The 25,028-nt window shown below is 65.3% G+C and carries 24 protein-coding genes; 5 read left to right on the top strand and 19 right to left on the bottom strand.

The features are described from left to right. Nucleotides 1–27: 27 nt before the first annotated feature. The 7 genes from LJ754_RS08630 to LJ754_RS08600 all read right to left on the bottom strand — a co-directional run bounded on the left by LJ754_RS08630 (nt 28) and on the right by LJ754_RS08600 (nt 7,099). A complete protein-coding gene (locus LJ754_RS08630) occupies nt 28–825 on the bottom strand; it encodes a GntR family transcriptional regulator (protein WP_442860318.1) in 798 nt (265 codons plus the stop codon). 75 nt (nt 826–900) lie between these two features. Then, nucleotides 901–1,869 carry a 5'-3' exonuclease gene (locus LJ754_RS08625; RefSeq protein ID WP_227926258.1) on the bottom strand — a complete coding sequence of 323 codons (969 nt, stop codon included), beginning with the start codon at nt 1,867–1,869 and terminating at the stop codon, nt 901–903. A gap of 105 nt (nt 1,870–1,974) precedes the next feature. Next, nucleotides 1,975–2,376 (bottom strand): cytochrome c oxidase subunit 4, encoded by a 402-nt coding sequence (locus LJ754_RS08620; RefSeq protein WP_227926257.1) that lies wholly within the window; start codon nt 2,374–2,376, stop codon nt 1,975–1,977. Then, a complete protein-coding gene (gene ctaD / locus LJ754_RS08615; protein WP_227926256.1) occupies nt 2,373–4,100 on the bottom strand; it encodes an aa3-type cytochrome oxidase subunit I in 1,728 nt (575 codons plus the stop codon). The genes LJ754_RS08620 and ctaD overlap by 4 nt, the downstream gene beginning before the upstream one ends. Before the next feature lie 9 nt (nt 4,101–4,109). Next, entirely contained in the window at nt 4,110–4,964 is an 855-nt protein-coding gene (gene ctaC / locus LJ754_RS08610) for an aa3-type cytochrome oxidase subunit II (protein ID WP_227911431.1), read from the bottom strand. 181 nt (nt 4,965–5,145) lie between these two features. Beyond that, a complete protein-coding gene (locus tag LJ754_RS08605) occupies nt 5,146–5,526 on the bottom strand; it encodes a HesB/IscA family protein (RefSeq protein ID WP_227911432.1) in 381 nt (126 codons plus the stop codon). 163 nt (nt 5,527–5,689) lie between these two features. After that, a complete protein-coding gene (locus LJ754_RS08600; protein WP_227926255.1) occupies nt 5,690–7,099 on the bottom strand; it encodes a dipeptidase in 1,410 nt (469 codons plus the stop codon). 38 nt (nt 7,100–7,137) lie between these two features. Here LJ754_RS08600 and LJ754_RS08595 point away from each other — a divergent pair, with 38 nt between their 5' ends. Next, nucleotides 7,138–7,731, top strand: coding sequence for a DUF3043 domain-containing protein (locus LJ754_RS08595; RefSeq protein ID WP_227926254.1), 594 nt, complete (start codon nt 7,138–7,140; stop codon nt 7,729–7,731). Nucleotides 7,732–7,847: 116 nt separating this feature from the next. Here LJ754_RS08595 and LJ754_RS08590 read toward each other — a convergent pair whose 3' ends face one another. After that, nucleotides 7,848–8,912, bottom strand: a complete 1,065-nt coding sequence (locus LJ754_RS08590; RefSeq protein WP_227926253.1) for a quinone-dependent dihydroorotate dehydrogenase — start codon at nt 8,910–8,912, stop codon at nt 7,848–7,850. Between the two features lie 78 nt (nt 8,913–8,990). On the opposite strand from LJ754_RS08590, the gene LJ754_RS08585 reads away from it, so the two are divergent. Then, nucleotides 8,991–9,992 (top strand): alpha/beta hydrolase, encoded by a 1,002-nt coding sequence (locus tag LJ754_RS08585; RefSeq protein WP_227926252.1) that lies wholly within the window; start codon nt 8,991–8,993, stop codon nt 9,990–9,992. Here the strand turns inward: LJ754_RS08585 and LJ754_RS08580 are convergent. From LJ754_RS08580 to LJ754_RS08545, 8 genes are all read right to left on the bottom strand, one after another. Continuing rightward, the gene (locus tag LJ754_RS08580; protein ID WP_227926589.1) at nt 9,989–10,813 is read right to left on the bottom strand and encodes an isoprenyl transferase; all 825 of its coding nucleotides are present in this window, start codon (nt 10,811–10,813) and stop codon (nt 9,989–9,991) included. The genes LJ754_RS08585 and LJ754_RS08580 overlap by 4 nt on opposite strands. A 35-nt stretch (nt 10,814–10,848) precedes the next feature. Beyond that, nucleotides 10,849–11,598: a DNA repair protein RecO gene (recO, locus tag LJ754_RS08575; RefSeq protein WP_227926251.1), complete on the bottom strand. Its 750-nt coding sequence runs from the start codon at nt 11,596–11,598 to the stop codon at nt 10,849–10,851. 78 nt (nt 11,599–11,676) lie between these two features. After that, the gene (gene leuA / locus LJ754_RS08570; protein WP_227926250.1) at nt 11,677–13,419 is read right to left on the bottom strand and encodes a 2-isopropylmalate synthase; all 1,743 of its coding nucleotides are present in this window, start codon (nt 13,417–13,419) and stop codon (nt 11,677–11,679) included. 177 nt (nt 13,420–13,596) lie between these two features. Then, a complete protein-coding gene (locus tag LJ754_RS08565; protein ID WP_227911439.1) occupies nt 13,597–15,132 on the bottom strand; it encodes an LCP family protein in 1,536 nt (511 codons plus the stop codon). Nucleotides 15,133–15,249: 117 nt separating this feature from the next. Next, on the bottom strand, nt 15,250–16,179 hold the full coding sequence (era, locus tag LJ754_RS08560) for a GTPase Era (protein WP_227911440.1): 930 nt from the start codon (nt 16,177–16,179) through the stop codon (nt 15,250–15,252). Then, nucleotides 16,172–17,488, bottom strand: coding sequence for a hemolysin family protein (locus LJ754_RS08555; protein ID WP_442860134.1), 1,317 nt, complete (start codon nt 17,486–17,488; stop codon nt 16,172–16,174). The genes era and LJ754_RS08555 overlap by 8 nt, the downstream gene beginning before the upstream one ends. Nucleotides 17,489–17,508: 20 nt before the next feature. Further along, a complete protein-coding gene (gene ybeY, locus LJ754_RS08550; RefSeq protein ID WP_227911442.1) occupies nt 17,509–17,985 on the bottom strand; it encodes an rRNA maturation RNase YbeY in 477 nt (158 codons plus the stop codon). Beyond that, nucleotides 17,982–19,040: a PhoH family protein gene (locus LJ754_RS08545; RefSeq protein WP_442860135.1), complete on the bottom strand. Its 1,059-nt coding sequence runs from the start codon at nt 19,038–19,040 to the stop codon at nt 17,982–17,984. The genes ybeY and LJ754_RS08545 overlap by 4 nt, the downstream gene beginning before the upstream one ends. A gap of 380 nt (nt 19,041–19,420) precedes the next feature. Here LJ754_RS08545 and LJ754_RS08540 point away from each other — a divergent pair, with 380 nt between their 5' ends. Then, nucleotides 19,421–20,392 carry a GerMN domain-containing protein gene (locus LJ754_RS08540; protein WP_227926249.1) on the top strand — a complete coding sequence of 324 codons (972 nt, stop codon included), beginning with the start codon at nt 19,421–19,423 and terminating at the stop codon, nt 20,390–20,392. Between the two features lie 20 nt (nt 20,393–20,412). On the opposite strand, the gene LJ754_RS08535 is transcribed toward LJ754_RS08540, so the two are convergent. From LJ754_RS08535 to hrcA, 3 genes are all read right to left on the bottom strand, one after another. Continuing rightward, nucleotides 20,413–21,195 carry a 16S rRNA (uracil(1498)-N(3))-methyltransferase gene (locus LJ754_RS08535; RefSeq protein WP_227911445.1) on the bottom strand — a complete coding sequence of 261 codons (783 nt, stop codon included), beginning with the start codon at nt 21,193–21,195 and terminating at the stop codon, nt 20,413–20,415. 1 nt (nt 21,196) lies between these two features. Further along, nucleotides 21,197–22,336 carry a molecular chaperone DnaJ gene (gene dnaJ / locus LJ754_RS08530; protein WP_227911446.1) on the bottom strand — a complete coding sequence of 380 codons (1,140 nt, stop codon included), beginning with the start codon at nt 22,334–22,336 and terminating at the stop codon, nt 21,197–21,199. A 104-nt stretch (nt 22,337–22,440) separates the two neighbouring features. Further along, nucleotides 22,441–23,454 (bottom strand): heat-inducible transcriptional repressor HrcA, encoded by a 1,014-nt coding sequence (gene hrcA / locus LJ754_RS08525; RefSeq protein ID WP_227911447.1) that lies wholly within the window; start codon nt 23,452–23,454, stop codon nt 22,441–22,443. Nucleotides 23,455–23,617: 163 nt separating this feature from the next. On the opposite strand from hrcA, the gene LJ754_RS08520 reads away from it, so the two are divergent. Both LJ754_RS08520 and LJ754_RS08515 read left to right on the top strand, forming a co-directional pair. Further along, complete coding sequence (locus LJ754_RS08520) at nt 23,618–24,469, top strand: DUF3097 domain-containing protein (RefSeq protein WP_227926248.1); 852 nt, start codon at nt 23,618–23,620, stop codon at nt 24,467–24,469. 117 nt (nt 24,470–24,586) lie between these two features. Then, nucleotides 24,587–25,009 carry a DUF4870 domain-containing protein gene (locus tag LJ754_RS08515; RefSeq protein ID WP_442860130.1) on the top strand — a complete coding sequence of 141 codons (423 nt, stop codon included), beginning with the start codon at nt 24,587–24,589 and terminating at the stop codon, nt 25,007–25,009. Nucleotides 25,010–25,028 lie beyond the last annotated feature (19 nt).

Raw genomic sequence — 25,028 nt, 5'->3', positions numbered from 1 at the left:
TCCTGCTGTGGATTGTGGTGCCGCGGCCTAGGCGCGCGGAAGGCGGCGGGGATGGTACGAGCGCGGGGTGCGTACGCCGGGACGCTGCAGCGGCACCCAGAGCTTGTAGCGGTCTGCGCGGTAGTAGGACACGGAGTAGTCCACCATCGCCCGGGAGACATAGGCATGCCGCTGGATCTTCAGGACCGGTGCACCCAGTTCTACATTCAGCAGCCGCGCAATGGACGCTGATGCGGCAGTGGCCTCGATGGTGTCCTCACCCCACTCCATCACCAGTCCGTACCGTTCTCCCAGCATGTTGTACAGCGAGGTGGGAGCCTCCTCCTCGAGGATCCCCGGGACGTAGTGGGCGGGAATGAAGTTCTCGTCCACGCTCATGGGTTCGCCGTCGGCCAGCAGCTGGCGCCTGAAGCGCACCACCGGCTGTCCGGGTTCAATCTGCAGCTCACGGGCCACCAGCTGGGACGCTCCGGTCTGCTCGAAGCTGAGCACATGGGCATCCGGAACCATGCCGCGGCGGTGCATTTCCTCGGAGTAGGAGGTCAGCTGGATCTGCAGGTCCATCTTCTTGCGTGCCACGAAAGTTCCCAGCCCCACGACGCGTTCCAGGAGACCGTCGGCAACGAGGGCGTCTACGGCCTGGCGGATGGTCATACGGGCGACGGCGAAGTGCTCCGCCAGTTCCCGCTCGGACGGGATGATCTCCCCCGCACCGGCGTGGTCCTCCACGAACCGGCGGAGAATGGCCTGCAGCTGGATGTGCTTGGCGACGCCGGCTTCCGGATCGATGGATTCGGTCAGCAGCAGAAGCCGGCGGTTGCTCACTGGGAAGCTCCCTGGCCGGCCAGAATTATCCGCATTCTTCTACTCCGCCCCTTCGGCTGGGAAAACACGTGCCGTCTAAGGATACCGGGAGGTGCCCCCGCCCTGCTCCGCAGGATAGGCCGCCAGCGCGTGCAGGAACCGATTGAGGGATCCACCCAGGTTCCAGCCGGAGCCGAGCCGTTCCAGTTCCGCGCGGGCCTGCGGACCAGGGGCATGCAGGCGCGCCCCAGCGGCCTCCAGCGCCGGAACGGGAAGGTCGCGCACCACATGCACCACGGCCGGCGCCGCCTGCAGGTACTCCCCCGCTGCGGCCAGCTTGGCACGGACCGGTGCCGCCAGCCCGCTGCCCGGATCCGCCGCGGCCGCCAGCAGCCCGTCCAGGCTTCCGTACTCCCCCAGCAGCTGTGCCGCGGTCTTTTCACCGATCCCAGCCACCCCGGGCAGCCCATCGGAAGCGTCCCCGCGCAGCGTCGCATAGTCGGCGTATTGGCTGGGCAGCACCCGGTACCGGCCCACCACAGATGCCTCCGTCAGAACTTCGAGGTTCTTCATCCCGCGTGCCGTATAGAGCACCCGTACCTCCCGGTCATCGCTGACCAGCTGGAACAAGTCACGGTCGCCCGTCACCACGTCCACCGGCATTCCTGCCAACTGGGCGTAGGTGCCGATGACGTCGTCGGCTTCGTGGTCATCGGCGCCCACCAGGGCAATGCCTGCCACTGTAAGGATCTCCCGGATCATCGGAATCTGGGCGGTCAGGCCCTCGGGCACGGTTTCAGTGTCCCCGTCCGGGGAAGCGGCTGCCACGCGTTGGGCCTTGTACCCGGGCAGCAGGGCAACCCGCCACGCCGGGCGCCAGCTGTTGTCCCAGCAGGCCACAAGGTAGGTCGGCCCATACTCGGTGCTCAGGCGGGCGATCATGTCCAGCAGTCCCCGCACGGCATTCACCGGGGTTCCGTCGGCCCGGCGGATGGTGTCCGGAACGCCGTGGAAGGCACGGAAGTACAGGGAGGCGGTATCAAGCAGCATAAGTCGGGAAGCCATATCCGCACCCTACACACCGGAGGCACGCAAAAAGGGAGGACCCGCAGTTTCCTGCGGATCCTCCCTGAGATGCTGCTTGTCTAAGCTGCCGTGTTCAAACCTGCCCTAGTGGGCGTGGTTTCCGCGGCTGTATTCGAAGACCCAGCCAACCAGTGCAATGACGGCAAGGCCGGCACCGATGAACAGGATCCACCAGCCAACTGCCATACCGAGGAATCCGATGGCAGCGGAGATACCCAGCAGCAGCGGCCACCAGCTCCACGGGCTGAAGAAGCCCTGCTCGCCGGATCCCTCATGGATTTCGGCGTCGAGCCGATCCTCCGGGCGGGGACCCACGCGGCGGCCGGTGAAGCCGATGTAGAAGGCGATCATGCCCGACATAGCTGCCGTCAGGAAGAGGGCGAGGTAACCAACGGGTTCCGTCCACTCCACCATGTAGCCGTAGATCACGCCGACAACCAGGAAGAACGGTGTCAGGTAGCTGAAGAGTTTAGTCTCTACCTTCATTTGACCTTTTCCTTCCGGTCACCGGGGCCGAAGACCTTGGCCGCAGCTGATTCGTCGGTAACGTGCTGCTGCAGTTCGGGGTGGTGCAGGTCCAGGGCCGGACGCTCCGAACGGATGCGGGGCAGCGAGGTGAAGTTGTGGCGCGGCGGCGGGCAGGACGTAGCCCACTCGAGGGATCCGCCGAAGCCCCACGGATCATCCACTTCAACCTTCTTGCCGTGGCGCCAGGTGATGTACACGTTCCAGAAGAACGGGATCATCGAGGCGCCCAGGACGAAGGAGGCAATGGTGGAGAACTGGTTCATGGCCGTGAAGTTATCCTCCACCAGGTAGTCGGCATAGCGGCGCGGCATACCAATGACGCCCAGCCAGTGCTGGATGAGGAAGGTGCCGTGGAAGCCGACGAACAGGAGCCAGAAGTGGATCTTGCCCAGACGCTCGTTGAGCATCTTTCCGGTGAACTTAGGCCACCAGAAGTAGAAGCCGGCGAACATCGCGAATACCACGGTGCCGAAGACCACGTAGTGGAAGTGGGCAACTACGAAGTAGGTGTCCGAGACGTGGAAGTCCAGCGGCGGGGAGGACAGGATGATGCCGGTCAGACCGCCGAAGAGGAAGGTGATCAGGAAGCCGATGCTCCAAAGCATGGGGGTTTCGAACGTGATCGATCCCCGCCACATGGTGCCAATCCAGTTGAAGAACTTCACGCCGGTAGGCACGGCAATCAGCATTGTCATGAATGCGAAGAACGGCAGCATAACTGCGCCGGTCACATACATGTGGTGCGCCCAGACGGTCACCGACAGTGCAGCAATGGCGATGGTTGCGTAAACCAGGCCCTTGTAGCCGAAGATCGGCTTGCGGCTGAAGACCGGGAAGACTTCGGACACGATGCCGAAGAACGGCAGGGCGATGATGTACACCTCGGGGTGGCCGAAGAACCAGAACAGGTGCTGCCACAGGATGGCACCGCCGCGCTCCGGATCGAAGATGTGCGCCCCGAACCGGCGGTCTGCACCGAGGGCGAACAGGGCTGCTGCCAGCGGCGGGAAGGCCATGAGAACCAGGATGGCCGTAACCAGCGTGTTCCAGGTGAAGATCGGCATACGCCACATGGTCATGCCCGGGGCACGCATGCAGATGATGGTGGTGATGAAGTTGACCGCACCGAGGATGGTGCCGAAACCGGACAGTGCCAGGCCGAAGACCCAGAGGTCACCGCCGACGCCGGGAGAGAATGTCGTGCTCGACAGCGGGGTGTAGGCGAACCAGCCGAAGGATGCGGCACCCTGCGGGGTGATGAACCCGGCCACTGCGATGCTGCTGCCCAGCAGGAAGAACCAGAAGGCCAGTGCGTTCAGCCGCGGGAAGGCGACGTCGGGGGCACCGATCTGAAGGGGCATGATGACGTTCGCAAAGCCCGAGAACAGCGGCGTGGCGAACATCAGGAGCATCACGGTGCCGTGCATCGTGAACAGCTGGTTGTACTGGTCCTTGGTCTGCAGGATCTGCATACCCGGCTCAAAGAGCTCCGCACGGATGACCAGGGCCATCACGCCTGCGAGGCAGAAGAAAATAAATGAGGCAATCAGGTACATGTACCCGATCGTCTTGTGGTCAGTGGAGGTGATCCAGTTGACGACGATTCGTCCCTTGGAGACGGGTACTACGCGGGGTGCAACCCTGGTGCCGGAATCTTCCGAAGTGTATTCGAGAGTAGTCATAGCGTCCTCCTACCTCCTAACTTCGCTTGATTCTGAGTTGTACTGGCGGTCGTACTCGCCGGTCACCTGGCCGTCGGGCAAGGTGGCAACGTAGTCGTTGTAGTCGTCTTCGCTGAGGACCTCTACGTTGAAGAGCATTTCGGAGTGGTACTCGCCGCAGAGCTCGGCGCACTTGCCGTCAAAGGTTCCGGTCTTGCCGGTTTCCAAGGTGATGACGTTGGTGCGGCCCGGGTAGATGTCCATCTTCTGCAGGAACGCAGGCACCCAGAAGGAGTGCTGGACGTCGCGGGTGTTCAGCTGCAGTTCGATCGTCTTGTCGACGGGCAGTACCAGTGTCGGGAACTCGTCGGCAGAGACTTCCTGGCCGTCCAGGTTAACCTGGGTGCCCTGGTAGTACTTGTCTTCGTTGACGTAGTTGAAGTCCCAGGACCACTGCTTGGCGCGGACGTCTACGACGACGTCGGGATCATCACTGCGCTCGTTGATCGCCTGGATGTCCTGGTTGGTGAAGTAGAACAGCACCAAAACCATGAACAGCGGAACCGCCGTGTAGAAGATTTCCAGCGGCAGGTTGTAGCTGAGCTGGCGGGGGTATCCGGTCTCATTCTTGCGCCGGCGGTAAGCGACCATGCACCACAGGATCAATGCCCAGGTGAGGATACCTACAGCCAGGGCAGCAATCCATGAGTTGACCCAAAGGTCCATGATGCGGCCGGTGTGGTTAGTGGTGTCGCGGTCCGTAGGCAGCCAGCCCTTTTGGACTTCCGATGAACACCCCGATAAAAACAACGCGCCGGCCGACGTTACGGCTGAGATCTTTAAGATCCTGGCGCGTCGGCTGCTGGTTCGGTCCTGCGAACTCACAGACGGCCCTTCCTCTTGTTGCGTGCAAGTGCTGCCCGGCCGGGGACAAAAAAGTTCCCGGTTGCAGGCATTAGTTTTACTACTACGTGTAGAGCTTACCCGTACGGGCGGCCATCCAGTGACAGATCGCCGCCGCGCCGGGGAAATAAAGCTCTGCTTTTAGGGCCGTCGGGCCGGTGTGTCAGTGGAAGGAGTCTCCACAGGCGCACGAGCCGCCCGCATTCGGGTTGTCGATGGTGAAGCCCTGCTTCGAGATGGTGTCCTCGAAGTCGATGGATGCCCCGGAAAGGTAGGGAACGCTCATCTTGTCCACAATGACCTCGACGCCGTCGAAGTCCCGGACGGCGTCGCCGTCCAGGACCCGCTCGTCAAAGTACAGCTGGTAGATAAGTCCCGAGCAGCCGCCGGGCTGGACAGCAACGCGGAGACGGAGGTCCGTACGGCCCTCCTGCTCCAGCAGGCTGCGGACCTTCTGTGCGGCTACGTCCGAGAGCATCACTTCGTGCGTGGGCAGCTCAGTATCTGCCGCAGCGGTGATGTTTTCGCTGGTGGAAACGCTCATAGTTTCTCTCTTTCCTCAGCTGGTTTCCCGCTGGCAGGCCGTCGCGCCTGCCGCAGGCCGAAACCAGTGTCTCAATGGTACGTCCGGTATCCCCCAACGATCTAACAGATACCGGGGACTGATCCATTCCCCCGGTCATCCGTGCGCCCCGGCTGCCGGCCGATCAGGCTTCGCGTGCACCCAGGCGGGCCAGCAGCAGTGCTTCGGCCAGGATCGCGTTCCGGAAGTCGTTCAGGTCCAGCGATTCGTTGGCGCTGTGTGCCCGGGAATCCGGGTCCTCCACCCCGGTGATGAGGATCTGAGCGGACGGGAACAGCTCCACCAGGTCTGCAATGAACGGAATGGAGCCGCCCATGCCCGACTCCACGGGCTCCACTCCCCACGCGCGGCCCAGTGCCCACAGTGCGGTCCGGGCCGCACTGGCACTGGTGTCGGTGGCGAAGGCGTTGCCCTTCTCCCCCGGTGTGAAGGTGACCTTCGCGCCGAACGGTGCATTGGCCTGCATGTGGGCTTCAATGGCTTCCACGGCTGCTTCCGGGCTCTGGCCGGGAGCAAGGCGCAGGCTGAACTTGGCACGCGCCTTGGGCTGAATGGTGTTCGAGGACATCGCGACCGTGGGGACGTCGATGCCGATGATGGACAGTGCCGGCTTGGTCCACAGGCGGGAGGCGATTGACCCGGTACCGGCCAGCTGCACGCCGTCGAGCAGCGAGGAATCGGCGCGGAAATCGGCTTCGGGGTAGTCCACGGCCGCGTCGTCGGCGGCGACGAGCCCGGAGATGGCGACGTCGCCGTCGGCGTTGTGGAAAGTGGCGATCAGCCGTGCGAGCAGCGTGGGCGCATCCAGCACGGGGCCGCCGAACATACCCGAGTGCACGGCGTGGTCCAGCACCTGGACTTCCACTGTGCCGTCCACCAGTCCGCGCAGGCTGGTGGTCAGGGCCGGAACGCCCACCTTCCAGTTGCCCGAGTCCGCCACCACAATGACGTCTGCGCGCAGCAGGTCCTGGTACGTCTCCAGGAAGGTGCGGAAGGTCGGCGAACCGGCTTCTTCCTCTCCTTCAATGAACAGGGTGACGCCTACGCCGGACTCTTCGCCCAGGACGTCCTCCAGCGCACGCAGGGCACCGATGTGCGCCATGATGCCGGCCTTGTCGTCTGCGGCGCCGCGGCCGTAGAGCCGCCCGTTGCGTTCCTCGGCGCTGAAGGGATCGGATTCCCAGAGGTCCGGATCTCCCGGCGGCTGCACGTCGTGGTGCGCGTAGAGGAGGACGGTGGGAGCGCCGGGGCGGGCCGGGCGGCGGGCGACGACGGCGGGGCCGCCGGGCGTGCCGTTGTTGTCCACGCGGAGTACCTGCACGTCTTCGATGCCGGCTTCGCGGATCAGCTCCGCCACGGCGGCGGCGCTGCGGTTCAGGTGCTCGGGATCAAAAGAGTCCCACGCGATGCCCGGGATGCTGACCAGGGACTTGAGCTGCTCGACGGTCCGCGGAAAGTCTGCGGCCACGCTGGCGCGCAGGGCGTCCTCATGGATCTGCGCGGGAATGGGGTCTTGTGCGGGGTTGGAAGTCATAGCCAAAACCCTACAATCTTTCACGGTATCCTTGGGTTGTGTTCGGACGAAAGAAAGAAGCGCCCACCGCGCAGGAAACTGTGGACCAGGCTGTCGCCGCTGAAGCCGGCGCCAGGGAACGTGCCGGCAAAGGCGCTCCCACACCCCGCCGCAAGGACCAGGAAGCCGCACGCCGGCGCCCCCTGGTCCCCGATGACCGCAAGGCCGCGAAGGCTGCCGCCCGCGACTCCATGCGGGCGGAACGGCTGAAGACCCGCCAGGCCCTGGACACCGGCGACGAGCGTTATCTTCCACTGCGCGACAAGGGCCCCAACCGCAGGTTCATCCGCGACATTGTCGACGCCCGCCGCAACGTGGGTGAATACGTCATGATCGCGGCCCTGGTGTTCGTCATCTTCAGCTTCATCCAGAACGTAGATGTCCAGCTGTTCGTGATGGCCGCCTTCTGGGTGCTGATCCTGGCTGTTATCGCCGACAGCTTTATGCTGCGGCGCCAGATCCGCAAGCGTCTCACCTCAAAGTTCGGCGGTCCCAACTCCGGCGATGTCTGGTACGGGGTGTCCCGCTCCCTGCAGCTGCGCCGCTTCCGGCTCCCGAAGCCGCAGGTGGCGCGCGGGCAGTACCCCTCCTGACCCGTTCCGCTTGGCGGATGGGGGAAGGGCCGACGGCGGCCCTTCCCCCTTTTTTGTGCCTGCTCTCCAGGCCTGCTTTCCAGGCCTGCTCTTCAGGCCTGCTCTCCGGGCGCCGCCTAGCCGCGCGCCAGTGCCCGGTTGATGCGTGCCGCCCAGAACGGGCCTTCATAGAGGAAGGCCGTGTAGCCCTGCACCAGGGTTGCCCCGGCAGCCAGGCGTTCCCGGACATCCGCTGCGGTTTCCACTCCCCCGACGGAGATGATCGCGCAGCCGCTGCCTTCCAGCCGGGCGTGCAGCCGGCGCAGGACCTCAAGGGAACGCCGTTTCAGCGGTGCGCCGCTTAGTCCGCCGACACCGCAGGAGATCACCTGTTCCGGGTCCGTGGCCAGGTTTTCCCGCGTGACGGTGGTGTTGGTGGCAATCACCCCGTCCAGTCCCAGTGACAGCGCCAGTTCTGCGACGTCGTCAATATCCTCATCCGTCAGGTCCGGCGCGATTTTTACCAGCAGCGGCACATGCCGGCCCGCGGCGTCGTCCGCAGCATTGCCCACCTGCGTGAGCAGCGGCCGCAGGGAACTGATGTCCTGCAGCAGGCGCAGGCCGGGGGTGTTTGGCGAGCTGACGTTGACGGCGAGGTAGTCCGCGTGCGGCGCCAGGGTGCGTGCACTGGTGAGGTAGTCCTGCACAGCGTCGGCCAGGTCCACCTTTTTCGTCTTGCCGATGTTGATCCCGATCACGGGACGGGGCTCACCGAAGGTGCGGGCCAGCGCCCTCCGCGCTTTGTCCAGGCGCGGGGCGACGGCGGCGGCGCCGTCGTTGTTGAAACCCATCCGGTTGATGACCGCACGGTCTTCGACCAGGCGGAAGAGCCGGGGTTTGGCGTTGCCCGGCTGCGCCTGCGCGGTGACCGTGCCTACTTCCACGTGGCCGAAGCCAAGGTTCGCCAGGGCACCGATGCCGGAACCTTCCTTGTCGAACCCGGCGGCCAGGCCGAAGGGCGAGGGGAAGGACAAGCCGAGGGCCTCGGTGCGCAGACCTGCCGCCGGCCGCATCAGGCGGCGCATCACGGGTGCTGCGGGAGTCCGGGCTGCCGCGCGGATCAGCGCAAAACCGATCCGGTGGGCCCGCTCGGGGTCCATGCCGGAGAAAACGAGGCGGAAGAAGGTGGGATAGATGCGCATACTCCAAAGAATCCCAGACCCGGCACGTCCGGCCAAACCCTGCCCGCCGCTGCTGCACGCTCCGCTATTGTCGAAGGCATGCACCACGCTCAGCCGAACTGGAAACCCAACGTCCTGGGCGAGGGATTCCGCAGCATGACGCTGGACCTCGGGGCAGACGAGGAAGGCCCGCTGGTTGCCACCCTGGTCTCCTATGTACCGGTGCAGGCGGCACCGGTAAAGGGGACCGTGGATACCGTTCTCTACCTGCACGGCTGGAGTGACTACTTCTTCCAGGCGGAGCTTGCGCGCTTCTGGGCGGAACAGGGTGCGGTGTTCTATGCACTTGACCTGCGCAAGTACGGCAGGAGCCTGAGGCCGAGACAATCCGAAGGTTACGTGAGCGACCTCGCCGAGTATGACGCCGACATCGAAGCGGCGCTGGCCGCCGTCGCCGAGGATGTACAGGCCCGGTACGGTGCCGATGCAACGGTCCGGACCACGCTGATGGCGCATTCCACCGGGGGGCTGGTCGCCGCGCTGTGGGCGCACCGCAACCCGGGCCGGCTCCGGGCCCTGATCCTGAACAGCCCGTGGCTGGAAATCAGCGGCAGTTCCATGCTCCGCTTCGCCACCAGCGGGCTGGTGGAACCGGTGGCACGCCGCCGGCCCAAAACGCGGTTGAAGATCCCCGAATTCGGTTTCTACTTCCGCAGCATCAGCGCCGAAATGGACGGGGAGTGGCCCGTAGACCCGGCCTGGCGTCCGCCCTTCAGCTTCCCGGTACGGGCAGGCTGGATTCGGGCCGTGCTGGCCGGGCACGCACGCGTGGCCCGGGGACTGGACATCAACGTGCCCGTCCTGATGCTCGCCTCTGCGGCCTCCACCATCGCCCCCGCCTGGAATCCGCAGATGCTGCGCACCGACAGCGTCCTGGACGTCTCCCTGATGGTCCAGCGCGCGGTGCTGTTGGGTCCGGAAGTCACTGTGTACCGGTTCGACGGCGCCCTCCATGACACCTTGCTTTCCGCGCTGCCGGTCCGGACCCGCGTATACGCCGGCATCAAACGCTGGGCCTCCGCGTTTGTGTTCGGCGGCTAGGCCCCGGCGGCCTTATCTACTGCGGCCGGGTCGGCTGCGGCCTGGCCGACGGCGGCCTGATCGACGGCGGCGCCGTACCTGCGGTCGCGCCGGGCATAGATCTCCACCGCTTCCCACAGGGTCCGCCGGTCCACATCCGGCCAAAGCGTGTCCATAAAGACCATTTCAGCGTAGGCCGACTGCCAGAGCATGAAGTTGGAGAACCGCTGCTCCCCCGAGGTGCGCAGGAACAAGTCAACGTCCGGAAGGTCCGGTTCGTCCAGGTACTTCTGGATGGTCTTTTCGCTGATGGACCCCGGCCGCAGCCGGCCCTTCTGCACATCTGCGGCAATCGCGGCCACGGCGTCGGCAATTTCTGCCCGCCCGCCGTAATTTACGCACATGTTCAGCGTGCATACCGTGTTGCTGCGGGTGGCCTCCTCAGCGGTCTCCAGTTCCTTCACCACGCTCTGCCACAGCCGCGGGCGGCGTCCGGACCAGCGGATCCGGACGCCCCATTCGTTCAGCTGGTCCCGCTGGCGCCGCAGTACGTCGCGGCTGAAGCCCATCAGGAAGCGGACTTCTTCCGGGGAGCGTTTCCAGTTTTCGGTGGAGAAGGCGTAGACGGAGACGTGCCGGATACCCATTTCGATGGCCCCTGCCATCACGTCCAGCAGTGCCGCCTCGCCGGCGCGGTGCCCCTCGGTCCGGGGCAGTCCGCGCTGGTTGGCCCAGCGTCCGTTGCCGTCCATCACAATAGCCACGTGCGCGGGCACCAGCTCCGCTGGCACCGGCGGCGGCACCGCGCCTGAGGGATGCGGTGTGGGCCGGATAACCGGCATTGCCGGAACGGCGGAGGGGGTTTTTGAACGCAAGGTCAGACACGCTCCACGTGTTGAAGGGACCGCAGCACCCGTTCCAGGTGCCACTGCAGGTAACCGGCCACCAGCCCGGCGGATTCGTGCCGCGGCTGTGGTCCGGAAGCATCGGCTGCCGGCCAGTCGCCGCTGAGCAGCGCCGCCAGCAGCGTCATGGTTTCGGGGGACGGCGACGCCGAGCCGGGCGGGCGGCACACCGGGCAGACCGCTCCGCCCAGCGGCGCTGAAAAAGCGGTGTGTGGACCCGGCGCACCGCACCGGGCGCAGTCGGTGAAGCTCGGCGCCCACCCCGCCGTGGCCAGCGCGCGCAGCAGATATGAGTCCAGGATCAGCTCCGGGGCGTGCGCACCGCGGCTCAACGCGGCAAAGGCGCCGATCACCAGCTGGTAGTGCGCCTTGGCCGACTCGCCGTCAATGTCGGTGAGCCGTTCGGCCGTTTCGGCGACGGCGGCGGCGGCCGTGTAGCGGGCGTAGTCGGATACTATGCCGTGCCCGTAGGCGCCCTTGGTCTGGGCTTGGGTGACGATGTCCAGGTTCCGGCCGTGCGAGAGCTGGAGTTCGACCACCATAAAGGGTTCCAGCCGCGCCCCGAACTTGCTCGAAGTCCGCCGCACGCCCTTGGCCACGGCGCGCACCTGGCCGTGCTCGCGCGTCAGCAGCACGAGGATGCGGTCCGCCTCGCCCAGCTTGTGGGTTCGCAGGACCACGGCATCATCACGGTAGGTGCGGGATGCGAAGGATTTGGCCACCCGGCTATTTTCCCACGTCCGGACGTCCCGGCGGACACTGCCGCCGGGCGCGTCCGGACACCGTTGCGAAGGGCAGGATCAGCCCTGGTCCCGGATGGCCCGGTTGACCGCGGAAATGACCGCTTTCAGCGCGGACATGGTGGTGTTGGGGTCTATTCCCACACCCCACAGCACCCGCTCCACCACAGCGAGTTCCACGTAGGCCGCCGCGTGCGCGTTGCCGCTGGCCGACAGTGCGTGCTCGGTGTAATCCAACAGGCGCACGTCTATGCCGTCCTGACCCAGGATTTCCAGCAGTGCGGCAATGGGACCGGTTCCACTGGCCATCCGCCGCTGGGAGACGCCGTCAACACTCAGGGTGGCGGTCAGGTTGAAGCGGCCGTCCGCGGGTGTGTCGGCGTTCACGGAGATCAGTTCATAGTGTCCCCACGCGGCGGCGTCGGACTCCGGGGTGTGCGGCAGGTACTCGTCCTGGAACACCTTCCACAGCTCAGCACCGGTGATCTCGCCGCCGGCAGTATCGGTGCGGCGCTGGATGACGCCGGAGAACTCGATCTGCGCGCGCCGCGGCAGGTCCAGGTTGTGCTCGTTCTTAAGCAGGTAAGCCACCCCGCCCTTGCCGGACTGGGAGTTGACCCGGATAACCGCTTCATAGCTGCGGCCAATGTCCTTGGGGTCAATCGGCAGGTACGGAACGCCCCACGCAATTTCGTCCACGGTTTTGCCTTCGGCGGCGGCGTCTTTCTCCATGGCCTCGAAGCCCTTTTTGATGGCGTCCTGGTGGGAGCCGGAGAAGGCCGTGAACACCAGGTCACCGCCGTAGGGGGAACGCTCGGGCACGGGCAGCTGGTTGCAGTACTCAACGGTGCGCCGGATTTCGTCCATGTCGGAGAAGTCGAGCTGCGGGTCGATGCCCTGGCTGAACATATTCATGCCCAAGGTCACCAGGTCCACGTTGCCGGTGCGCTCACCGTTGCCGAACAGGCAGCCCTCAATCCGGTCCGCCCCGGCCAGGTAGCCCAGCTCCGCTGCGGCCACACCGGTCCCCCGGTCATTGTGCGGATGCAGGGAGAGGATCACCGAGTCCCGACTGGCGAGGTTGCGGTGCATCCACTCGATGGAGTCCGCGTAAACGTTGGGGGTGGTCATTTCGACGGTGGCCGGCAGGTTCAGGATCATCTGCCGGTCCGGGGACGCTTCCAGCACCTCGGCGACGGCGTCGGAAATGCGTGCGGCGAAGTCCAGTTCGGTGCCGGTGTAGGACTCCGGGGAGTATTCATACGTGACGTCGACGCCGCGCAGCTGTTCCTCGTACTTTTTGCACAGGCGGGCACCGCTGAGCGCAATGTCCACGATCCCGTCCCGGTCGGTGTTAAAGACCACCCGCCGCTGCAGGATCGAGGTGGAATTGTAGAGGTGCACAATGGCCCGGTCTGCGCCTTCGAGCGATTCGTAGGTCCGCTCGATCAGGTGTTCGCGGGACTGGGTGAGGACCTGGATGGTCACGTCGTCCGGGATCCGGTCGCCTTCAATGAGCTGCCGTACGAAGTCGAAGTCCAACTGGGATGCGGAGGGGAAACCAACCTCGATTTCCTTGAAGCCCATTTTCACGAGCAGGTCGAACATCTTGTGCTTGCGCTCGGGAGTCATGGGGTCAATGAGGGCCTGGTTGCCGTCCCGCAGGTCCACCGCGCACCAGCGCGGCGCCTTGGTGATGAGTTTGCCGGGCCACGTCCGGTCCGGCAGGTCCACGTTGATCTGCTCGTGGAACGGTACGTACTTGGACGTCGGCATGTCCGAGGGCTGCTGTGCGTTGCGCATGGTGTTGGTTTGGCCTTTTCTCGTCGATCATCAGAAACGGTGGCCGGGCAACACGAACTCCGCAGCGGGGGGTCGGCCTAAGCAGGTGCTTGTGGAGCCTCGCCGCGGCAGCTAAGGAGAAGGATCTCTGCGTGCACGTGATCACACTAACACGCAGGCGATCCCCCGCTTCAAATGTTAGTTTCCAAATGCGGACTGGCACGTAACCTGCGCAGCGGTCTGGCCGCTCAGGTCACCGACGTCGCCCAGGTCCTTCATGGCGGAGCCGGAGGCGAAGTCCGCTCCGATCTCCACGGAAACACCCGTGTAGGCCGCACTAAGGACCACCTGCACGTCCGGGATATTCAGGGTCCGGGCCACTTCCAGCGCCATCTCCTCATAGCCGTAACCATAGAAGATCTGCGTTGCCGGACTCTGCGTGGACGCCGTGCCGCCGGCCAGTGCCTGGACAAACCCCTTCGAGAGCAGGACTTCGGCTACAGCCTTGTCCCGTCCCGAAGCGCCGGAGGCGTTCACCAGCGTGACGGGCACAGTTGCCGGATCCACCACCGGAACCGTGGGCTCCTCTGTGACCGGCATGCCGGTGGCTGCGTCAGTAGAGGCATCCGTCGGGGTCCCGGTGGTTCCAGGTGCGGTGGGCTCTGCGGTCACACCCTGGTCGGAGACCAGGGCGTCAAAGAGCGGCTGCGCCTTTTCCTCGTCAAGCACGAGGCGGTTCGGGTCCAGTTCCCAGGGCACCACCGGAGCGGTCACGAACGCCACCTTGCCCAGGTCCACGTCCTTGAGCCGGGTGGCGAGGGAAACCAGGTCCGGAATCTGCGCCAGGCCCTCGTCCACGGTGAGGTTCTTGGTGACCGTCTCGGCCATGGAGTACAGCTTCGGCAGGTTGTTCAGCGTACCTTCGTCCTTGACCTTGCGGACCATGGAGGCCAGGAAGCTCTGCTGGGCGCGGATACGGCCTTCGTCGCCGCCGTTGCCGAATCCGTGCCGGGTGCGCAGGAACGCCAGTGCCTGTTCGCCCTGGACGGTGCTGACACCGGCGGGAAGATCCAAACCTGAAAGCGGGTCATTAACCGGCTGGTTGACGCACACCTCCACGCCGCCGAGCGTGTTCGACAACTCCTTCACGGCATCGAAGTCGGCCATCATGAAGTGGTCGATGGTCAGGCCGGTCAGTTCGTTGATGGCTGCAACCGTGCAGCCCGGGCCGCCGTTGCCCAGGGCGCCGTTGAGCTGGCCCAAGTCCATGGCGTCATAAACAACGCCGGAGGCCGGATCTTCACACTGGGGCAGCGGGACCAGCAGGTCGCGGGGGAAGCTCACCACGGTGACGTTGGAGCGGTCCGCGGAGAGGTTCACCAGCATCATCACGTCGGAGTTGTTCGAGTTCTGCCCGTCGCGGTTGTCGGTGCCCAAGACCAGGATCTGCATGGGATCGGTGTTGGCATCCACCTGCTCAACCGGAGCGTCACCCGAACCCAGGTTCAGCGGCTCGGTGTCAAAGTTGCCCTGCAGCCGCATTACCTGCACCACGCCGAAAACGACGCCGGCCACGAGGACCAGCGAAAGGAGGGCGGCAATACCCTTGAGGACCGGATGCCCGGCGGAGGCCCGCCGGGAAAGATGCCTGCCACCCGGTTCCGCGGAACCGCCTGTCCTGGCACTGGTATTTCCCAAGGGGCCGCCGCCCGTTGCGGCACGGCGAGATGACATAGCCGGTCCCCTTCATGAATCGATATGCTCAAACGAATGTACAAAGTGTACGGGCTGACCCTGTGAGTTACGCGGGGGCAGGCACCGTGGCGGCCGGAAGAGCCGGCCGGAGCGGAGCTAGAACCCCAGCTTCACCAGCTGCTTGGGGTCCCGCTGCCAGTCCTTGGCGATCTTGACGTGAAGGTCAAGGTACACCTTCGTGCCCAGCAGCGCCTCGATGCCGCGGCGCGCAGTTGTTCCAACGTCCCGCAGGCGGGACCCGCCGCGGCCGATGATAATGGCCTTCTGGGAAGAACGCTCTACGTACAGGTTCACACGTACGTCCAGCAGCGGGTTCTCCTCGCTGCGGCCTTCGCGGGGAACAATTTCCTCCACAACCACGGCAAGGGAGTGTGGCAGCTCATCCCGCACGCCCTCCAGGGCGGCTTCGCGGACCAGTTCTGCCACCATGACGGCCTCGGGCTCGTCCGTCAGCTCTCCGTCCGGGTACAGCGGCGGCGAGGCAGGCATGTGGCCGGCCAGCACGTCCGCTACGGTACCGACCTGGAAACCGTCCGCAGCAGAGACGGGTACGACGTCGGCCCAGCCCGCCTCGCCCAGCACCTCATTGCCCAGCGCGGTGACAGACATCAGCTGCTTGGCCAGTGCCGCGCGGTCCACCAGGTCGGTCTTGGTGACCAGGGCAATCACGGGAGTGCGTTTCAGGGCCGCCAGCTGGGCGGCAATGTAGCGGTCGCCGGGGCCTACGGCTTCGTTGGCCGGCAGGCAGAACCCGACGGCGTCGACCTCAGCCAGGGTGTCAGCCACCAGCTCGTTGAGCCGCTTGCCCAGCAGGGTGCGGGGGCGGTGCAGTCCCGGGGTGTCCACGAGGATCACCTGTGAGTCTTCGCGGTGCACGATGCCGCGGATGGTGTGCCGGGTGGTCTGCGGCTTGGCGGAGGTAATCGCCACCTTGGAACCGACCAGCGCATTGGTCAGGGTGGACTTGCCGGCATTGGGCCGGCCCACCAGGGACACGAATCCTGCGCGGAACTGCGGTTCAGTCATTACGGGGTACCAATTCTGTAGAGCGGGAGCGCGGGGCCGGGTTCTGGCCCTCATCGCTGGATTCTTCGGAGTCTTCCGGGGAAGCGGCCTTCCAGGCCAGGACATGTGAAACCCGGTTGCGCCGGCCTTCCAGGCGTTCGGCGTGGAGGACGATGCCTTCCACTACCACCTCGGAACCGACAATCGGGACGCGGCCGAGGGCTTTGGCCAGCAACCCGCCAACCGTGTCCACTTCATCATCCTCCAGTTCGACGTCGAACAGTTCGCCGAGGTCGTCGATGCCGGTTTTGGAGCTGACGCGATAGCGGTTTTCGCCGAGGTTTTCGATTTCGGGGCGCTCCGAGTCGTACTCGTCGACGATTTCGCCGACGATCTCCTCAATGAGGTCCTCAAGCGTCACCAGCCCGGCAGTTCCGCCGTATTCGTCGATCACCACGGCCACGTGAGTGGATTCCCGCTGGAGTTCCTGGAGCAGTTCACTGACGGCCTTGGATTCGGGCACGTAGCGGACGCTGCGGGCAAAGTCTTCGACCTTTTCCACGGAGCCGCGCTCGGGATCGCTGTGGATCCGGGCGGCTACGTCCTTGAGGTAGAGGATGCCCACCAGGTGGTCGGCGCTGTCTTCGATGACCGGCACCCGGGAGTATCCCGAACGCAGGAACAGCGACATGGCCTGGCGCAGGGTGCTGCCGGCTTCGATGCAGACCATGTCGGTGCGGGGAACCATCACCGAGCGGACCTTGGTGTCACCGAGTTCGAAGACGGAATGGATCAGTTCCGCTTCGGTGTCTTCGATCATGTCCGCATCGGAGGCGCGGTCCAACAGCTCCCGGAATTCCTCTTCGGTAAAGAAGGCGGCATCCGGGCCCTGGGTGCCGGGAGCCACGGCCGTACCCAGCCGCACCAGCCAGCCGGGGATCGGACCCAGGACGGCGCGCAGCACGCGGACCAGTCCGGCGGTGAGGACCACGACGGCGGTAACGTGCTTGCGTCCAATCTGCCGCGGGGACACCCCCACCAGGACAAAGCCGACGGCGGCCATGGTGACGGTCGCCAGCAGCCCGGCCAGCCAGATGTTGTCCAGCAGCAGCTGGAACAGCGTGGCCACGGAAACCGCCATCGCCATTTCGAACCAGACGCGCCAGAACCGCAGCGCGTGCATGTGCGCCACGGGGTGTGCCAGGATGCGGCGCAGCGGTGCGCCTGCCTTGCCGTGAAGCAGCGCCTCGGCGTCCTGGCGGGGCAGGTAGCCGTACGCCGATTCGGCTGCGGTCAGCAGCCCGGCCAGGACCATAAAGGCCATGGCCATAACAACAAGGACACCAATGCTCAACTTCGGGTCTCCTTGGGGGCCTGTTTACCCAGGTAGGCGGAGAGCAGGCGGCGCTGGAGGCCGAACATTTCTTTCTCTTCCTCCGGTTCGGCGTGGTCGTATCCGAGCAGGTGCAGAACGCCGTGTGTGGTCAGGAGAAGCAGTTCCTCGTCGGTGCCGTGCCCGGCGTCGGCGGCCTGGCGTGCGGCTACCTGCGGGCACAGCACAATGTCGCCCAGGACGCCGGCCGGGGTGATTCGTCCGGCTGTTCCGGGACGCAGCTCATCCATGGGGAAGGAGAGCACATCGGTGGGGCCCGGCAGGTCCATCCACTCGATATGCAGCTTTTCAATGGCATCCTCGTCCACGAGGATGATGGACAGGTCCGCTTCGGGGTGCACGTAGAGGCTGTCGAGCAGGTACCGGCCCAGCCGGGCCAGTCCCTCTTCGTCCACTCCGGGCGCGCTGGATTCGTTGTTTACTTCAATGCTCATGAACGGGCCTCCCGCCCGTGGCCGCCGTTGCCGCGGCTGTTGGACTGTCCTTCGTCGCTGCGCGCGGCGCTGCGGCTGCGCTTTGCCTCGTCCCACTCGCTGTAGGCAGTGACAATGTCGCTGACCAACCGGTGGCGTACGACGTCGACCGCCTGGAGTTCGGAGAACGCGACGTCGTCGATGTCGCCCAGGATGTCGTGCACAATACGCAGCCCCGAGGCTGTGCCGCCGGGAAGGTCCACCTGGGTGACGTCTCCGGTGACGACCATCTTGGAGCCGAAGCCGAGGCGGGTCAGGAACATCTTCATCTGTTCGGGCGTGGTGTTCTGCGCTTCGTCCAAAATGATGAACGCGTCATTGAGGGTCCGGCCGCGCATGTAGGCCAGCGGCGCCACCTCAATGGTGCCTGCCGCCATCAGCCGCGGAATGGATTCGGGGTCCATCATGTCGTGCAGCGCGTCGTACAGCGGTCGCAGGTACGGATCGATCTTGTCGCTCAGTGTGCCCGGCAGGAAGCCGAGCCGCTCCCCCGCTTCAACGGCCGGCCGGGTCAGGATGATCCGGTTGACCTCCTTCTGCTGCAGCGCCTGAACGGCCTTGGCCATTGCCAGGTATGTCTTGCCGGTGCCGGCCGGCCCGATGCCGAAGACCACTGTGTTGCGGTCAATCGCGTCCACGTAGTTCTTTTGGTTCAGGGTCTTCGGCCGGATGGTTTTGCCCCGGGTGGAGAGGATGTTCTGGGTAAGCACGTCCGCCGGGCGGTGCGTGCTCTGGTCACGGAGCATGCTGATCAGCTGCTCGAGGACCTGCGGGGTAACCCGGGTCTGGTTCCGGGCCAGGACACGGACCTCGTTGACCAGGCGGACGGTCTGCTCCACATCGGCCGCGGGTCCGGCAACCGAAAGCTCATTTCCCCGGACCAGCAGGCTCACCTCGGGATTGGCCGCCTCAATGATCCGCAGGGCCTCGTCGTTGGCCCCCAGCGACTGGACCATGTGTTCCGTGGAGTCAAAGACAATTGTCTGGTTGTCCAGTCGGATGGTGCCGATTTCCATTGAAGATTCGGTCATATAGACGGCCTTTCCAGGCCTTTCATCGCCCCTTATTGAGTGCTGTTGGGTGTGCTGCTGTTGGGTGGTTCGGTGCGCCGTACTCCGCGTCCCGTTTACTAAAAACGCCGCAGTACGGGGCTTTATTTCCCTGCACGTGATTCCTGCGCCCCTGCTGGTGCCTGCGCCACGCAACTCCGGCTACGTAAATCTTACTTGATCTGCCCGCACCCGGGCGGAACACCATGGGCTTTATCTCGGGGCCGCAACGGTGATGTCTCAATCGTGTTTCAGTCCGGCCGCGGTCCCGCGAACAGCACCGGTGGGCCCGAAACCGTGTGCGAAGGTGGATGACGTACCTGTTAGCGACACCTTAAGGAGGGTTGATGTCCACCGGAAAAACCCGCCGTGCCTCATCCCCCTCCATGTGCCGTCGCCGGCTCCTGCTCGCCGGGTCCGCGCTGGCAGCCGGCGCCGTGATGCTTGGCGGCTGCGGCGTGGTGGCAGAGAATGCCACCACCACCATGCCGACGTCGGCCAACGCCGGCGAAACCGGCGGAGGTGCCGCCATGACCATCTCCCCGCCCGCCGAGGCGGCCTCGGCTTCTACCTTGATGCCGGTCTACTGGCTCGGCCTCAACGAAACAACCGTGAGCCTCTACCGGGAGTTCCTGCACTCGGACCATACCGGCGATCCGGTCGGCGAGGCAGTCCGGGCAATGACGGCGGGGAAACCGCTGGACCAGGACTATTTCACGCCATGGCATCCGGCTGACAGCGTCACCGCTTCCATTTCCAGCAAGAACGTCATCACGGTGGACATCTCCTCGGATGCGTTCAAGGGCTCCCTCGACTCCGGAATGGCCCACCGTGCCGTGCAGCAGCTGGTGTACACCGCCACCGCCGCTGCCGCCAACGCGAAACTCACCGCGGTGGGCCAGGAAAGCACGGTGGTGATCCTGGTGGACGGCAAGGCGGGCTATCGTGCGTTCGGGCATGTCCCGCTGGATGAGCCGCTTCGCCGGGACACCAAGCTGGCTGCTCCCATCTGGATCATCGATCCGCAGGAATCCCAGGTGCGCGGCAGTGACGTGGAGATCAGCGGCACCGCGGTGGCGCAGCCTTCCCAGCTGTACTGGCGTGCCGAGCCCGTGGTGGACGGCAGGCCGTCCTCGGCAGCCGTGGCTGCGGGCACCGTGGACCTGCATGCCGCAGTAGGGGAAACCGGGAGGTTCAGTTTCTCCGCGACCCTCGCACCGGGCGACTACAGTATCCGTGTCTTCTACGGCGGACATGAATCGGCCGGAGATTCCAAGCGGATCACGGTTATCTCCGATCCCGGCTCCCCCGAGGGGTAAGTCGCCCTACGGCGGCCGGACTACCAGCGGCCCAGCAGCTGATTCAGGACGGCCAGCGCAGAAGGACCGGCGGTGGAGGACCGCAGCACATGCGGGCCCAGCCGGACCGCCACCGCGCCGGCGGCACGCAGCTGTTCCAGCTCCGCCGGGCTGATACCGCCCTCCGGTCCCACAACCACCGCAATGGAAGCCTGCGCCGCATCCGGCCCGGCCGGACCAGCGCGGCGGTCGCCGAGTGCCGCCAATGCCCCGGCGAGGGGTGCGTCGGCTTCCTCATGCAGCACCAGTACCAGGTCCAGGTCCGAGAGACGGCGGACCAGGGCCTTGCTGTCAAGCAGCGGCTCAACCTCGGGAATGCGGGAGCGGCGGGACTGCTTGGCGGCGGCGGCGGTCAGTGCCTGCCACTTGGCCTGGCCCTTGGCCGCTTTCTCCGTGCGCCACCGGACAATGCTGCGGTCCGACTGCCACGGGATCACGGCATCCACGCCCAGTTCCGTGGCCGCTTCGACCGCCTGCTCATCACGGTCTCCCTTGGCGAGGGCCTGCACCAGGACAAGGCGCTCAGCCTCCGCCGGCTCCTGCGTTACCGCTTCCACGGCCAGTTCCAGCAGGGACGGGCCGGTCACGGTGACGGTGCCGGTGATCCGCCGTCCGGCACCGTCCACAACGTCCACCGGCTCGCCGGGGGCAATCCGCTTCACGGACACGGCATGGCGGGCTTCCGGTCCTTCCAGGCGGAACGAGCCGCCTGGGCGGACTGCTGCCACCAGCTCCGGATCCCCGAAGAAAATGGGGTTGGTCATCCTAGAGGTTGCCCAACCGGTCCCGCAGTTTCGCGAAGACGCCGGAGTTCGAACTGTTCAGGCGGCCCTCGCTGTATTCCTCCCCGCGCAGCTGGGCGAGTTTGCGCAGCAGCTCTTCCTGCTCGGAGTCCAGCTTCTGCGGGGTTTCCACGTGCACATGCACCCGCAGATCGCCGCGGCCGTGGCCGCGCAGGTGCGTAACACCGAGTCCGTTGAGGACGGAGACCTCACCGGACTGGGTGCCGGGCTTGACCGTGATTTCACGTTCGCCGTCGAAGGTGTCGAGGGTGACCGTGGTGCCCAGGGACGCCGCAGTCATCGGGACGGTGAGGGTGGCGTGCAGATCATCTCCCTCGCGGAGGAACGTCGGGTCATTGTTGACCCTGATTTCCACGTAGAGGTCGCCGGCGGGGCCGCCGGCCATGCCGGCCTCGCCCTGCTGGCTGAGCTGGATCCGGGTGCCGGTGGCGACGCCGGCGGGGATCTTGATGGTCAGTGTGCGGCGGTTGCGGACGCGGCCTTCACCGGAGCATTCGTGGCACGGATCCGGAATGACGGTGCCGAAGCCGTTGCAGGTTCCGCAGGGGGCCGAGGTCATGACCTGGCCGAGGATGGAACGTACAGCCCGCTGCACCTGGCCGGTGCCGTGGCAAATGTCGCAGGTCCGCGGGGATGTGCCCGGCTGGCAGCACGATCCGTCACACGTGGGGCAGACGACGGCGGTGTCGACGTCGATCTTCTTGTTGACGCCGAAGACGGCGTCCTTGAGGTCGATCCGCACGTTGATGAGCGCATCCTGGCCGCGCCGGGCCCGCGAGGCGGGTCCCCGGCCGCCGCCGGGGGCTGCACCGCCGAAGAAGGTGTCGAAGATGTCCTGGAAACCGAAGCCCTGGCCGCCGAAGCCGCCTCCGCCGAAGCCGTTATCGGTGCCGTTCTCGTTGCCCGTGGTGTCGTAAATGCGGCGCTTCTCCGGATCCGAGAGAACCTCGTAGGCGTGCGTTACGGCTTTGAACTCATCGGATGCACCCGGAGCATTGTTGACGTCCGGATGCAGCTTGCGGGCAAGCTTCCGGTACGCCTTCTTGATTTCTTCACCCGTGGCGTCTCGTCCGACGCCCAGAACCTGATAGTGATCGCTCACTCGTGCACATCGCTTCCTGTATTGCCTGCCTCCGGTGGTGGAGGCGTAGTTTGTGGTCCGCCGGGTGGCCCGGCGGGACGGCCGCGCAGCTGGTGCGGGCCGGCCTAGTTATTGAGTATTCGGGAGAGGTACCGCGCCACGGCCCGGACGGCTGCCATGGTGGTGGGATAGTCCATCCGGGTGGGCCCCAGGATGCCGACCTTTGCCGAAGCGTCGGGTCCGTACCCCGTGGCCACCACCGATGCTTCGGATAGTCCGCCGTGCGGGTTTTCCCGTCCAATCCGGACGGCAACACCCCGGGCGTCCTGCTCCATCTCGGACAACAGCCGCAGCATCACGACTTGTTCCTCGAGAGCCTCCAGGACCGGTCCGATTGTCAGCGGGAAGTCTACCGTGGAGCGGGCCAGGTTGGCCGTTCCGGCCATAACCATGCGGTCCTCCCGGTTAATTCCGGCGAGCATTTCCAGGCAGTGGCCCAACGCGGCGGCCACCCTCCGGGAAGCGGCAGGCACGGTGGCCAGCGCTTCGGCAAGGTGGCCGGTGATGCTGCTGAGCGGCGTGCCGGCAAGGGCGGCAAGGAAATGGTGGCGCAGGTCCAGGAGATCGGGTTCGGTCACCGGCTGCGGAACCGTGATGACCCGCTGCTCCACCCGTCCCGTGGTGGAAATCAGGACAACCAGCACCTGGGCCGGCGCCAGGAGGACAAATTCGATGTGGCGCACTTTGGCGTTGCCCAGGTGCGGGTACTGGACCACGGCCACCTGGTTGGTCAGCTGGGACAGCAGCCGTACAGTGCGGTCCATAACGTCATCCAGATCATCTGCGCCTTCGAGCAGGGACTGGATGGCACGGCGTTCCGGGGCCGAGAGCGGTTTCACGTCCGAAATCTGGTCCACGAACAGGCGGTAGCCCTTATCCGTGGGGATGCGTCCCGCCGAAGTGTGCGGGGCGGTGATGAGCCCTTCCTCTTCAAGGGCCGCCATGTCATTGCGGATGGTGGCCGAGGAAACACCCAACTGGTGGCGCTCCACCAGTGCCTTGGAGCCGACGGGCTCGCGTGAATGGACGTAGTCCTCGACAATGGCGCGGAGGACCTCGAGCCGGCGTGGCTCACTCATGGCTTTTCCCTCCCAGCGAATCGGCGGATGGTGCGGCGGGTTAGCACTCCCACTGCTCAAGTGCTAAGTCTAATACGGATCAACTGCGTTGCTAGCATTGAGGAACCCGTTCACCCCCTGCGGGCATTCCAGCCCAACCGAGCATCTGAGTGAGGCAATTTTCGTGTCCAGTTTTTCCTGGGGTCCGCAGGACATCACTGCCCCGGCCCGGACGGCCCTGCGAAAAGTCGGCGCCGAACCCGGCCTGGTCCTGGAGGATGTTGCCTCCGGCTGGGTGGGTGCCGTGGTGCGGGTGGAGAAATCCGGCGGGCTGCACCTGATGGTCCTGGAGGACCGCCGCGGAAAAACCAAGTCCTTCGAGCTGGGCTTTGGCTTCCTGCTGGAGGGCGAGCCCGTGGAGGTGGTGCCGGCGTCCGCGGCCGCGCCGGGCAGGGCCGCACCGGCCCGTACCGCGTCCGGATCCGTACGGGTGGCCAACCAACGCGCCCGCACCGCGCGGGCCAGCCGCATCTGGGTGGAAGGCAAGCACGACGCTGAACTGGTGGAAAAGGTCTGGGGCGATGACCTGCGCGTGGAGGGAATCGTCGTCGAGCCCCTCCACGGCGTTGATGACCTCTATTCGGCGGTCCGCGACTTCGGGCCGGGACACGGGCGCCGCCTCGGCATCCTGGTAGACCATCTGGTCCCGGGGTCCAAGGAATCCCGGATTGCCGCCGAGGCAATGACCTGCCCCGGAGCGCCGGGCAACGTCCTCATTGTGGGCCACCCTTATGTGGATGTATGGCAGGCGATCAAACCCTCGGTGATCGGCCGGAGTGCCTGGCCGGTGGTGCCGCGGAACCTTGATTGGAAGACCGGCATCCTGCAGGGCCTGGGCTGGCCGCACCGGGACCACACCGACGTCGCCCTGGGGTGGAAGAAGCTTTTGGGGCAGGTGCACACCTATGCGGACCTTGAGCCCTCGCTGCTGGGACGGGTGGAAGAAGTCATTGACTTCCTGACTGTCCCGGGGTGAGATGTGCGCCGCACCGGCCGTCTCCGTTCCGTTATAAAGCGGACCAGACAGTACGCTTGAGGAATACGTAGTAGCGGACCGACCCTGAGTCACCATGAGCCAAAAGGAAATTACGCCGTGTCCAACACACGCCAGAATCACCCGCCCCGCCCGGAAGAGCCCGCGCAGCGACCCGTGTATCAGGGCGCTCCGGCCAACGCACTTCCGCTGACTGCTTCGGAGGACCGGCAGTGGGCAACCATGGCGCACTTCGGCGGCATACTCGCCTTCGTCCCGTCCTTGATCATCTACCTGGTCTTCCGCGACCGCGGCCCGTTCACTGCCCAGGAATCCAAGGAAGCACTGAACTTCACGCTACCGCCCAGCATTGCGGCGCTGGTGGTCTGGGCCCTGTCCTTTATCCCCGTGGTGGGCGGCTTCTTCGCCGTACTCAACGCCCTGATCTGGGTCTACGTGGCTGTGTCCTCCGTCATTGCCGGCATTGAGTGCAACCGGGGACGGCCGTACCGCTACCCGTTCAACCTGCGCCGCATCAAGTAGTTCAGCCAAATAAAAAAGC

The organism is Arthrobacter sp. zg-Y40 (genome assembly GCF_020731535.1).
Taxonomy (GTDB): Bacteria; Actinomycetota; Actinomycetes; order Actinomycetales; family Micrococcaceae; genus Arthrobacter_B.
The sequence above is the reverse complement of the archived record's forward strand: the minus strand, read 5'-3'. Positions and strand labels throughout refer to the sequence as shown.

Coding starts and splice junctions, on each gene's coding strand:
- LJ754_RS08620 (WP_227926257.1), bottom strand. CDS start 2,376: ATGAAGGTAGAGACTAAACTCTTCAGCTACCTGACACCGTTCTTCCTG.
- LJ754_RS08555 (WP_442860134.1), bottom strand. CDS start 17,488: ATGGCCATGGCCTTTATGGTCCTGGCCGGGCTGCTGACCGCAGCCGAA.
- LJ754_RS08585 (WP_227926252.1), top strand. CDS start 8,991: ATGCACCACGCTCAGCCGAACTGGAAACCCAACGTCCTGGGCGAGGGA.
- LJ754_RS08545 (WP_442860135.1), bottom strand. CDS start 19,040: ATGGAAATCGGCACCATCCGACTGGACAACCAGACAATTGTCTTTGAC.
- ybeY (WP_227911442.1), bottom strand. CDS start 17,985: ATGAGCATTGAAGTAAACAACGAATCCAGCGCGCCCGGAGTGGACGAA.
- LJ754_RS08580 (WP_227926589.1), bottom strand. CDS start 10,813: ATGCCGGTTATCCGGCCCACACCGCATCCCTCAGGCGCGGTGCCGCCG.
- LJ754_RS08605 (WP_227911432.1), bottom strand. CDS start 5,526: ATGAGCGTTTCCACCAGCGAAAACATCACCGCTGCGGCAGATACTGAG.
- LJ754_RS08565 (WP_227911439.1), bottom strand. CDS start 15,132: ATGTCATCTCGCCGTGCCGCAACGGGCGGCGGCCCCTTGGGAAATACC.
- LJ754_RS08540 (WP_227926249.1), top strand. CDS start 19,421: ATGTCCACCGGAAAAACCCGCCGTGCCTCATCCCCCTCCATGTGCCGT.
- ctaD (WP_227926256.1), bottom strand. CDS start 4,100: ATGACTACTCTCGAATACACTTCGGAAGATTCCGGCACCAGGGTTGCA.
- era (WP_227911440.1), bottom strand. CDS start 16,179: ATGACTGAACCGCAGTTCCGCGCAGGATTCGTGTCCCTGGTGGGCCGG.
- leuA (WP_227926250.1), bottom strand. CDS start 13,419: ATGCGCAACGCACAGCAGCCCTCGGACATGCCGACGTCCAAGTACGTA.
- LJ754_RS08600 (WP_227926255.1), bottom strand. CDS start 7,099: ATGACTTCCAACCCCGCACAAGACCCCATTCCCGCGCAGATCCATGAG.
- LJ754_RS08535 (WP_227911445.1), bottom strand. CDS start 21,195: ATGACCAACCCCATTTTCTTCGGGGATCCGGAGCTGGTGGCAGCAGTC.
- hrcA (WP_227911447.1), bottom strand. CDS start 23,454: ATGAGTGAGCCACGCCGGCTCGAGGTCCTCCGCGCCATTGTCGAGGAC.
- LJ754_RS08590 (WP_227926253.1), bottom strand. CDS start 8,912: ATGCGCATCTATCCCACCTTCTTCCGCCTCGTTTTCTCCGGCATGGAC.
- LJ754_RS08625 (WP_227926258.1), bottom strand. CDS start 1,869: ATGGCTTCCCGACTTATGCTGCTTGATACCGCCTCCCTGTACTTCCGT.